We start from the raw sequence: 10,831 nt of genomic DNA, 5'->3' as shown, positions 1-10,831 counted from the left end.
GCGCAGCGGCGGGGTCGGCACTGTCTCGACCGGCTGCAGGTGCACTGGCGTGTCGGCAGCGACTGCGGGCTTTGGCTTGCGCGCGCGCAGGCCCATGAAAACCAGGCTCGCCAGCGCGACCAGGCCAGCGGCGGCCCACCACCAGATCGAGCCGGCATCTTCAACCTCGGCAGGGTCGGTCTCGGGCGTGGTTGCCGGATCGGGCTCGGAAAGGCCCGGCAGTTCGGGCACGGGCAGAGCGTCGGTTGCAGGGAGCTCGGCGGCGGGAGCCTGAGCGGGCGTCTCGGCCGAGCTGACCGGCGTATCGGGCGCGGGCGAGGGGGCTGGCGTCGCGGCAGGCGCCTGCACGCGGGGCTGCGCTTGCTGCTGCTGCTGCTGCGCCGCTGGGCGTGGGCTGGCGGGGCGTGGACGCGGCGTTTCCTGCGCGCGCGGGGTCTGTTGGCGCGGAGTCTGCTGGCGCGGAACCGGGGTCGGCGCGATCGTCGCCACTGGCGGACGCGGTGCGGGCTCGGCGGGTTCATCCGTCCGGCGCGGCGGGGTCGACTCGGCATCGACCGGACCTTGCACGTCAGATGGCGGCTGGGGGCTCGGCTGCGCCCCTGCCGGGAGCGAGAAGCTGCCAGGATTGTCCTGCGCCATGCCCGGCGCGCTGAGGCCGAGCAGGCCTGCTGCCAATAGCATCCCAATGATCTTGCGGCCGTCACCGTTCATGCCGACGAAATTCCCCGTATAGCTGATGCGGCCGGTGCGCATGCGACCGGTCCGACAAAAGGCTGACCATCCCCAGTTCGATCTTCCGCCACGCGACCTGAGCGCTTAATCGGCGCTGAATGCGGGGCGGGAGATGACATCAGCCGTGTGCCGCATTAGATGAGGCGCATGACTGATCAACCCCAAACACGCTTTCTGGGCAAAGACAGCCCGATGCCGACCTCTCCCGAAGAGGCTGTGCTCGACTATGTGCCCAATCCCCGCCCCGGCAGGCCGTATCTGGTGCGCTTCACCGCGCCCGAGTTCACCTCGCTCTGCCCTGTCACCGGCCAGCCCGATTTCGCGCATCTGGTCATCGACTATGCGCCCGACAAGGTGATGGTCGAATCCAAGTCGCTGAAACTGTTCCTGGGCAGCTTCCGCAACCACCAGGCGTTCCACGAGGATTGCACCGTCGGCATTGCCGAGCGGCTGTTCGAGGAGATGCAACCGCACTGGCTGCGCATCGGCGGCTATTGGTATCCGCGCGGCGGCATTCCGATCGACGTGTTCTGGCAATCAGGCGAACCGCCTGCGGGGCTGTGGCTGCCGCCGCAGGACGTTCCGGGCTATCGCGGGCGAGGTTAAAGACCGAGCGCGGCGAGGATCGCGGCCCAGCTCACCAGCTTGAAATTCTGCGTGCCGCCGCCATTATCGCCGTCCTGGGCGATGAACAGCCCCTGCTCGAAGCCGGGGCCGTAATCGCCGACCGCGAGCTCGATCCCGTCGGTTTCTGATGTGCCGTCGAGCGAGCCGCCGTTGATGCGGAAGCGGCCGACCAGCGTGCCTGTCGCGGTGTCGAACACAGCGTAGGCATTGTCACCCTGGCTCGAGGCGACGAGCAGGCTGCTCGCGCCCTCGCGGGTGGCGAGCGCGAGGCCCTCGACATCGGCGACCAGCTGCTTGTTGTCGGCGGCGGCGAACAGCACCGGCGCGGCCTGGGGGCGCGCGGGATCGATCTTCCAGATGCCGACATCCTCTTCGCCGACATAGAGCGCGCCGGTGGCGGGATCGACCACGCACCCCTCGATCTGGGTCTTGAGCTTCCAGGTTGCGCCCGGCTCGTGCTCGACCTTTCCATTTTTGTGCGTGATCCGGATCTCGCGGACGGTGCCGTCCTTGATCGCGGCATAGGCGGTCATCGCATCGGGCGCGCCGACCATCGCGATGCGCGGGGCAGGGGCAACGCACACGCCATAGCCTTCGCCCGCACCGCTCGGCACGCTCGCCAGCGGCGACAGCGAACCGGTCGCAGGATCGAGCAGGAACAGCGCGAGCTTGGAATTGACCGGATCGGTCCGATCGCTGGCGATGACGACGATGCCATGCTCGCCCGCGAACAGCGTCACGTTGTTATACCGCCCGGTGAGCGACGATCCGCGCACCTTGCCGTCCAAGCCATAGACATAGAGCCCGGCCTTCTTGTCGGTGCCGACGATCAGGCTGGCGGCGGGATTGGCCGGGTTGCGCCAGATTGCCGGATCGTCCGCCGCATCCGCATTGGCGGTGCCGACGGGGACGGTCTCGACGGTCGCGGGCACGTCGATGGCGGGCAGCGCATTGGCAATTCGCACCTCGAGCGGGATTTCCTTGGGCGCGCAGGCGCTGGCCAGCAAGGCGAATAGGCTCACCCCGAACAGGGTGGCGGAAGAACGAGCGGCCATGACAGGAAATCCTTTTTCGAAGTCAAATTGCGGTCGAGGGCCGCTGCCACGTCGATATGGCGCGTTGATGACAGTTTTGTGCAAGAAGTGACGCAAAACTGAAACCTGAATTTCATCCACCCGTCTTGGAGCGCTGTTAGCGGGCCCGGCAACGGCCGATGGTGTGCCGGTTGAGTCGGGGGCATTTCATGAAAATTGTTACGGGTTGTCGCTCGCGCGCCGTGTCGCGCGCACGTTGCGCTCTGCTGGGCAGCATTGCAGCGGTGGCGCTTTTTCCTTCGGTAGCACTGGCGCAGGACGCACAGGCGCAGCCGGAAGCCGAAAATACCGAGGGCGACATCATCGTGCGCGGCTCGCGCCCGATCGCCGAATCGGAAGCCGCCGCGCTGATCGTCCAGCGCAACTCGGATTCGCTGGTCAGCGTCGCGGCATCGGACGCCATCGGCCGTCTGCCCGATCAGAACATCGCCCAGGCCGCGGGCCGTCTGCCCGGCGTCGCGGTGCAGCGCGACCAGGGCCAGGCCCGCTACATCAGCCTGCGCGGAGCGCCGATCAACTGGACCACGCTCGCCATCGACGGCATCTCGATCGTCAGCCCCGAAGGCCGCGACACGCGCTATGACAGCCTTCCTTCGGCGCTCGCATCGCAGATCATCGTGCGCAAGGCGGTCACTCCGGACATGACTGGCGAGACCGTTGCCGGCCAGATCAACATCCGCACGCGCTCCGCCTTCGATTACAAGGGGCTCCATGCCCAGGCCAAGCTCGGCGGTGGCTATGTCGAACTCGGCAGCCGTCAGGAATATGAGGGGCAGCTGGTCCTCTCCGATCGTTGGAGCACCGGCATCGGCGAGATCGGCGTGCTGCTTTCTGGCAGCTATTATCAGCGCGACATGGTCACCGACAATTTCGAGAACGACTGGGAACCGGTGGCGCAGGACGTGCAGCCTGGCAATGCGAACCGCATCTGGGCGCGCGAGACCGAAAACAAGCTCTACCGGCTGACGCGCAAGAATTACAGCTATTCGGGCCGTCTCGACTGGGAGCCGGTGTCGGGCCAGCGCTTCTTCGTGCAGTCGATCTTCACGACCTTCACCGATGACGAAGCGCGCGACAACTATATCTTCGACCTCGACGACCGTCAGGGCGACCTGAACCGTCCGGCGACCTCGGCCTGCGCGATCGTCCCGAATGCCCAGCCGACCACCAGCGGCTATGCCGATGTCTGTATTGGCAACACGCCGCTGCTCGGAACCGTCTATGGGATCGACATCAATCAGCGCGCCACGCTCCGCGCGTTCGAACAGTCGATCTTCACCACCACCATCGGCGGCGATCAGGAATTCGACAATGGCTGGAACCTCTCCTGGCGCGCCAACTATACCCGCGCCAAGGACGACCGCAGCGTCGTCGGCGAAGCGCGCTATGACAGCCCGAGCACGCGCAACCTGCGCCCGACGGTGAGCTATGACCTGCGCGATCGTGACTTCGCGCGCATCCGCCTGTTCCGCACCATCACCACGACCAACCCGACGACTTTCCGCGCGGGCGATGCCGTGGTGGACATCGATCAGTTCCAGCGCCCGCTGACCTCGCTGGTCTCGAATGACTTTGTCGACATCACCAAGGCCTATACCGGCAAGTTCGATGTCACCAAGGAGCTCGACCTGTTCGGCGGCGAAGGTAAGCTGATGTTCGGCTTCCAGTTCGACCAGCGGACCAAGGAAGCCAATGAAATCCAGTATGCCGCGAATACGGCGCAGGCGACCGCGCTGGGCATCAGCACAACCTTTGCCGACCAGTCACTGAACATCCCGTTCAAGGGCGAGATCCCGCTAGGCTACAGCTTCCGCTATTTCGACCTGGAAAAGATGCGCGCCAACGTCCGCGTGCTGCGCCAGAACCGCCCGGCGACCTTCCTCGCCAACAATTTCTACAATGTCCGCGAGCAGGTCTATGCGGGCTATTTCGCGGGTCGGGTCGGCTATGACTGGGGCAGCGTGCTCGCCGGCGCGCGTGTCGAGCATATCAAGAACCGTGGCAGTGCGTTTGCTAATGGCAATCTCAACCTGCCGGTGACGGTCGAGAATGACATCACCCTGGTTTATCCCAGCCTGCACGTGAATTACGATATGGCAGAAGACAAGAAGCTGCGCGTGTCGTTCAATACGGGTGCCGCGCGTCCGGACTACGACCAGTTGCGTCCCAACTTCACCTTTAACGACCAGAACCTGACGATCTCGGGCGGCAACCCGTTTGCAAAGCCTGAAAAGGCCTATGGCGTCGATGCCTATTTCGAATGGTACATCCAGCCTCAGGGCTATATTTCGGTCGGTGTCTTCTACAAGCGCATCGAGGACGTCCTGTTCGATCAGACCCGTACCTTCAATTCGGACGCGCTGGACAGCGGTGGCGTGGATCGCTCGCAATATCTGTTCACGACGATCGGCAATGGCGGCAAGGGCCATATCTTCGGTGCCGAAATTGCGGTGCAGACCCAGCTCGAGCCATATACCGAGGATCTCGGTCTGCCCGACTGGATGGGTGGTTTCGGTCTCAGCACCAACTTTACCTTCAACGACAGCAGCGCCACCACGCCGGATGGCGACAAGGTGCCGCTGCCCGGCACCTCGGACATCGTCTATAATCTGGGCGTCTATTACGAGAAATACGGGCTTTCGGTCCGCGCCAACTACCAGAAGCGTACCGACTGGCTGGATGGCCTGGGTTCGGTCGCGGATGGCGGTGATTTCTACTGGACGACCGATGACGAGCTCGACGTTTCGGCGCGCTATGCAATCACGCCCAATGTCGAAGTCTATTTCGATGCCTCGAACCTGCTGAACCAGCCCGGACGGCGATTCGTGCGCGATCGGCAGTTTACCATCGAGTGGGAGCGCTTCGGTCGCCGCTATACCGGCGGTGTTCGCGTTACCTTCTGATTGCTCTGGAGCATTGCCGGAGGCTCGCTGCAGCCTCCGGCAATTGCCGCTTCCGTAAACCTGCACAAATCGCTACATTGCGGCCATGCCTGACTCCGCTGCCATCCGCCATGACCATCCCATCAGCGTCGACGCGTCCGAGATCGACTTCATGGGGCATGTCAACAATGCCCATTATCTCAAATGGGTGCAGGATGCCGTCATCGCACACTGGCAGAATATCGCGCCGCCCCAGGCGGTGGCCGAGCATCTGTGGGTCGCGCTCAAGCACGAGATTACCTATCGCAAGCCTGCCTTTCTTGACGATCAGGTGATCGCGTCGGTGATGCTCGAAAAGGTGCACGGCGCGCGCGCCTTCTACGAGACGATCATTCGCCGCGGCGAGGATGTGCTCGCCGAGGTCAAGTCAAGCTGGTGCTGCCTTGATGCCGAAACGCTGCGCCCTGCGCGGCTGGCCGAGGATATCAAGCGGCGCTTCTTCGGCAGCTGAGTTTCAGCCGATCAGCCCCAGGTTGATCAGGATCGTCAGGAACAGCAGCACGACGATGCCGGTGCAATTCAATAGCAGGAACAGGCGGAAGACCGCGCCGATCCGCGATGTGCCATAGGCGTGGCGCAATTGCCGATACATGTGGAACGGCGCGTAGAACAGCGCGGCGGTGATGACCAGGCCGGGCACAATGTTGAACTTCCACGACAGCGTCACGGCGATGAACATCAGCGACATGAACGCGATCGAATAGGTCGTGAACACCGCATGGTCGTAGAACCGATGCCCGCGCTTGCCGATAGTGGCGAGCCAGACGAACGGGATCGATAGCGGGATCAGCAGCCAGGCGAACTTGTAGCCGTTCGACTGGATCTTGTAGAGCAGCAGCTCCGGGTTCTTCTTGGCCTTGGCTGCAACCTTGTTGATCCAGGCGTCGAAGGCAGGAAAGCCGGTATCGACATCGGTATTGAATTCAAACGGCACAGAGTCGGGAGCGCCCTTGTCCGACAGAAAGTCGGGATAGCGCGGCTTGCCCGTGGTGGCATAAGACAGCGCGTTGATCTCTCCCTTGAGGTCCGAAACTTCGGCCTCGAGTTCCTTGCGAGCGGCACTGTCGGCGGGCAGCGCGGCGAGCTGCTTGACCTTGGGAGCGAGCTCGCCTTCCAGCTTGAGCATCTCCCGCTGCATGCCCTCGCGCCAGCCGGTGACCTTGACGCCTTCCTTTTGTGCTTCGGCCCCCGCTTTCCCGGAGAAATCGGGCGAGCCGACATAGGAGAAGATCGCGAACATCAGGAAGATGGCGAAGAGGAACAGCGCCATCGGGCTGATGAACTTGGCGCGCTCGCCATGGATATATCGGCGGGTCAGGTGCCCCGGTTGCCAGGCGAGCAGCGGCAGCGTGTTCCAGAACTTGCCGTCAAAATGCAGCACCCCGTGCAGGATGTCGTGCCAGAAGGCCGAGATCGAGCGATGCACATGCGCCGCCTGGCCGCACTGATGACAGTGCGGTCCAGCGAGGAGCGTCCCGCAATTGAGGCATTTGCCATGGCCTTCGGCATGCGCCTCGCCGGCCTCGGGTTCGGCGACGCGCGCCCACATTCCGCCCTCGGCAATAGCGCCTGCCATTTCGAATTCGCCGCTCATTGCCGTCGCTGCCCCGCCGCCCTGTGTCTCGGCTGCCAGTGTACTGGCCATGGCAAAACCGGCCAAGCAAATTGTCCCGATCAGGCGCCGGACTTTTGCCGTTGCGCGGGGCAATCGCGTGCGGCTAGGGCAGGGGAATGGCCCATTTCGATCCCAAGACCTATCGCAATGCGCTGGGGCAGTTTGCCACCGGCGTCACCATCGTCACCACCCGCGATGCCAATGGCGCGCCGGTCGGGGTGACCGCGAACAGCTTCAACTCGGTGTCGCTCGATCCGCCGCTGATCCTGTGGTCGCTGGCCCGCTCGGCTCGGTCGATGACAGCGTTCGAGCAGGCAGGCCAGTTCGCAGTGCACATCCTGGCGAGCGATCAGGACGATCTTTCCAACCGCTTCGCCTCCCGGATCGAGGACAAGTTTGCCGGGCTCGATATCGGGGAGGAGGGGCTGCCCAACATCCAGGGCTGTTCGGCAAGGCTGATCTGCAACACGCGGCATCTTTATGAAGGCGGCGATCATGTGATCATGGTCGGAGAGGTCGTCGATTACGAGAGCGAGGGCAAGCCGCCGTTGCTGTTCCACGGCGGCGGCTATGCCGACCGGGTCGCCCGCACCGCAAGCGACACGCCGCCGCCCGTGCTCTATGCGGTCGAGGGCCGGATCGCGACGATCACGCTCAACCGGCCCGAAACGCGCAATGCGCTGGCCGAAGAGGTGATCGCGGCGCTGGTCTCCGCGCTGGAGGCTGCCGACTCCGATCCCGGGATCGACTGCGTCGTGCTCACCGGCGAGGGGCCGGGCTTCTGTTCGGGCGGCAATATCAAGCAGATCAAGGCGCTGACATCCGAGCAGCATATGAGCCCGATGCAGCTCGAGCATTGGTACAAGACGCAGATTCAGCGCATCCCGATGACGATGGAGCGGCTTTCGGTCCCGGTTATTGCGGCGATTCGCGGGCATGCCATCGGTGCCGGTTGCGACCTTGCCTGCATGTGCGACATCCGTATCGCGGCGGAGGACGCGGTCTTTGCCGAGAGCTTCCTGCGGGTCGGCATCATCCCGGGCGATGGCGGTGCCTGGCTGCTGCCGCGGATCATCGGTCATGCCAAGGCGACGCAGATGATGCTCACCGGCGAATTCATCGATGCAGCCAAGGCCGAACGCTATGGCCTGGTGTCCGAAGTGGTGCCGGGCGACGCGCTGATCGGGCGTGCCATGGAGCTTGCGAACATGGTCGCGCAATTCCCGCCTGCCGCGATTCGCAAGACCAAGCGTTTGATCAAGGATGCGCGTGACGTGACGCTCTCCGAGCATCTCGATCAGGCGGCGATCTGGCAAGGGGTGCTGCAGCAGATGGACGATCATCGCGAGGCGATCGATGCCATTCTCGAAAAGCGCCCGCCGCGCTTCAAAGGCAAGTAACGAACCACGACGCTGAATATTGCGGCCTGTGCATCCGCGAATTGCCAGTTCCGGTGTTAACCTTTTCGAATCGCCAGTCACCTTTGACTGACGAGCGGCGGACTATATCTGCACGACGCTCCAGCGTTTCGTCGGTGCCGCTGGCAGCGTAGCCCGGTGGTACCAAAAATGGCCCCGATCTTGCGATCGGGGCCACCTGATCGAAGTCCTTGAAAAGGAACCTCTAAATCAGTTGCTCCAGCCGCCGCCCAGGAGCCAGTCCCAGAATCCGCGCACGGGCTGTTTGGTACGCTTTGCCATTTTTAGCACTCCATTTAGGGCGCGAAATACGAGACACGCCCAGAAACAAGGTTACCAGAATGTAAAATGGTCAACAAGCCATTTACCAATGACATTGCGCAGCGCGGCACGCGGCGATTCGCCACGGGCTAGAAAGCTTTGAATTTTCAAGGATTTGTTGGTCAGGCAGCCTTGGCTGTCGAGTGATCTGCCAGATAGTCGACCAATGCCTCATAGGGCATCGGGCGTCCGATCAGATAGCCTTGGGCCTTGTCGCACCCCATTTGACCAAGCAGCTGGAGCGTCTCATTGTCCTCGACGCCCTCGGCTACCACCTCTTCTCCGAGCGAATGAGCGAGTTCTATCGTCGAATTGACCATGATCCGGTCGGACCGGCTCGATACCAGCATGCGCACGAAGCTGCGGTCGATCTTGAGCTCCGTCGCCGGACAACGCTTGAGATAGTCGAGCGTCGAAAAACCGGTGCCATAATCGTCGATCGACAATTGCAGCCCGATACTGCGCAGATCGCGCAGCTCCTGCATCGCTGCTTCGGCGCTGGACATGGCCGCGGTCTCGGTGATTTCCAGTATCAACCGCTCGGCGGGAAGGCCGTGGCGGCGCAGTGTCTGGACCACCATCGGCTTGAGATTCGCATGACCGATAAGCCGCGGTGAAAGGTTGACCGCCATGTCGAACTTGCGCCCGCCCTTGTTCAGGCTGGCTGCGACCTGCACCGCGCGGTTGAGCACGTGTTCGGTCAGCTTCTCGATCCGGTCATGGCGTTCGGCCGCGGTAATGAATTCCTCGGGATTGATCGGCCCCTTTTCGGGATGCGTCCAACGGACCAGTGCTTCCGCGCCGCAGATTTCGCCGGACAGCAGATCGAGTTTCGGCTGGAAGGCGACCCAGACCTCGCCATTGTCGATCGCCGCATCAAGTTCGCCCAGCATGGTGACGCGCCATTCGGTCGCTTCGAGCTTGGTCGGATCATAGACGCGCCAGTGTTCGCCCGCATTCTGCGCTTCCTGGCAGGCGAGTAGGGCGCTCGACATGCGGCTCTGGATCGAGCGGCCGGGATCGGCGTCGACCCCGAACGCAACACCCAGGTCGATCAGTCGGCCCGAAACATTGGCGGGGCTCCTGAAAATCGCACTCAGCCCGGCGAGCTGATCACCCACATTGTTGATCGATGTACCCGGCACCAGCCACATGAAGATGCCTTCGTCGCCGTGATACACCTTGCAACCGCCATTCCCGAGGGAGAGCCGCAGAATGATCTGCTCGACAAGCTCTTTCTCAGCGGCAACTGGCAGGGCTGTGGCCGCTTCAGCATAATTGTGGATTCGGGCAGCGATCAGTCCGTCCTGGGTCTCTGCCCCTTCTGCACGCAGGGCGTTGAGATTGGGGTGGCCGGAGACTTCGTTGAGCATGCCTCTCTCGTCGAAGCGCTGACGGTGCAGTTGCCAGGCAAGATGGCCCATTGAGCCGAGCATCAGGACGGTGGCCGGCATGATTGCTGTGTAATACCCGGCAGATTCGAGCAGAAACGGCAGTCCCAGTGCACAGGTCGGCAGGAGAACAAGCATGCCGAGAACGAGCGGCGTTCTGGACACCCGCATCATCATCGCAGTCACCGCGAGGGCAAGAAGAAAGGGTAGCCACCAGCCATATGTGCTCGGAGCGCCTGCCAAGAGCGTTTCGGCCGCCAGCGCGCTTACAAAAACGCTGGCCGACGGGCCGTGGCCGGGAACCGAATAACGATTGCCTGCGCCACTTGCGTTGGTGCCGATGATGATGTCGCGGCCGGCTACGCGCGACAGCACAGCATCGCCGCGAAGGATTTCGCTGGCGCTGACATACGGGATGGAGCCCATCGCGATCGAATAATCGATGGGAAATTCCTGCTCCGCGCCACCTCGAATGTCGGAAATCTCTGACGCGATCGACGGAACGATGAGATCGCCAACCTGGTTGGCATATCGGCCTGACCAGACGACGTTATAGCCGTTGATCCAGACATTGGAATTCACAAGACGCGAGAACCGCCTCGCGTCCGGCGGTGGTATCATCGGTACCCGTTTGCCCGGGTCACGTCCGTCAATGAGGTGTAATTTGGGGTGTGGTCACCGGGCTGCATGG

7 protein-coding genes and 1 pseudogene are annotated in these 10,831 nt (G+C 62.8%); 4 read left to right on the top strand and 4 right to left on the bottom strand.

Annotation, left to right across the window (positions count from 1 at the left end; translation table 11 throughout):
- Positions 1-753, bottom strand: a pseudogene (locus AX735_RS18930) (hypothetical protein); the annotation flags it as partial.
- 126 nt (positions 754-879) lie between these two features.
- Here AX735_RS18930 and queF point away from each other — a divergent pair.
- Complete coding sequence (queF, locus tag AX735_RS18925; protein ID WP_066283431.1) at positions 880-1,338, top strand: preQ(1) synthase; 459 nt, start codon at positions 880-882, stop codon at positions 1,336-1,338.
- Here queF and AX735_RS18920 read toward each other — a convergent pair.
- Positions 1,335-2,414, bottom strand: a complete 1,080-nt coding sequence (locus tag AX735_RS18920; RefSeq protein ID WP_066283424.1) for a phytase — start codon at positions 2,412-2,414, stop codon at positions 1,335-1,337. The two genes, queF and AX735_RS18920, sit on opposite strands and share 4 nt — an antisense overlap.
- Positions 2,415-2,602: 188 nt before the next feature.
- Between AX735_RS18920 and AX735_RS18915 the strand changes: the two genes are divergently transcribed.
- Both AX735_RS18915 and AX735_RS18910 read left to right on the top strand, forming a co-directional pair.
- Complete coding sequence (locus AX735_RS18915; protein WP_082751199.1) at positions 2,603-5,356, top strand: TonB-dependent receptor; 2,754 nt, start codon at positions 2,603-2,605, stop codon at positions 5,354-5,356.
- An 85-nt stretch (positions 5,357-5,441) separates the two neighbouring features.
- Positions 5,442-5,846 carry an acyl-CoA thioesterase gene (locus tag AX735_RS18910; protein ID WP_066283417.1) on the top strand — a complete coding sequence of 135 codons (405 nt, stop codon included), beginning with the start codon at positions 5,442-5,444 and terminating at the stop codon, positions 5,844-5,846.
- Between the two features lie 3 nt (positions 5,847-5,849).
- Here AX735_RS18910 and AX735_RS18905 read toward each other — a convergent pair whose 3' ends face one another.
- Positions 5,850-7,040, bottom strand: a complete 1,191-nt coding sequence (locus AX735_RS18905) for a DUF3667 domain-containing protein (RefSeq protein WP_066283411.1) — start codon at positions 7,038-7,040, stop codon at positions 5,850-5,852.
- Positions 7,041-7,126: 86 nt separating this feature from the next.
- Between AX735_RS18905 and AX735_RS18900 the strand changes: the two genes are divergently transcribed.
- Positions 7,127-8,410, top strand: coding sequence for an enoyl-CoA hydratase-related protein (locus AX735_RS18900; RefSeq protein WP_171007786.1), 1,284 nt, complete (start codon positions 7,127-7,129; stop codon positions 8,408-8,410).
- Between the two features lie 461 nt (positions 8,411-8,871).
- Here the strand turns inward: AX735_RS18900 and AX735_RS18895 are convergent, their stop codons facing one another.
- A complete protein-coding gene (locus tag AX735_RS18895; RefSeq protein WP_066283408.1) occupies positions 8,872-10,722 on the bottom strand; it encodes an EAL domain-containing protein in 1,851 nt (616 codons plus the stop codon).
- Positions 10,723-10,831: the final 109 nt, after the last annotated feature.

Origin of the sequence: Blastomonas sp. CCH1-A6 (assembly GCF_001556365.1) — a bacterium.
GTDB lineage: Bacteria > Pseudomonadota > Alphaproteobacteria > Sphingomonadales > Sphingomonadaceae > Blastomonas > Blastomonas ursincola.
The sequence above is the reverse complement of the archived record's forward strand: the minus strand, read 5'-3'. Positions and strand labels throughout refer to the sequence as shown.

Bases quoted from the DNA above. Each gene is read 5' to 3' on its own strand.
- AX735_RS18900 (WP_171007786.1), top strand. From the start codon at position 7,127: ATGGCCCATTTCGATCCCAAGACCTATCGCAATGCGCTGGGGCAGTTT.
- AX735_RS18920 (WP_066283424.1), bottom strand. From the start codon at position 2,414: ATGGCCGCTCGTTCTTCCGCCACCCTGTTCGGGGTGAGCCTATTCGCC.
- queF (WP_066283431.1), top strand. From the start codon at position 880: ATGACTGATCAACCCCAAACACGCTTTCTGGGCAAAGACAGCCCGATG.
- AX735_RS18905 (WP_066283411.1), bottom strand. From the start codon at position 7,040: ATGGCCAGTACACTGGCAGCCGAGACACAGGGCGGCGGGGCAGCGACG.
- AX735_RS18910 (WP_066283417.1), top strand. From the start codon at position 5,442: ATGCCTGACTCCGCTGCCATCCGCCATGACCATCCCATCAGCGTCGAC.
- AX735_RS18915 (WP_082751199.1), top strand. From the start codon at position 2,603: ATGAAAATTGTTACGGGTTGTCGCTCGCGCGCCGTGTCGCGCGCACGT.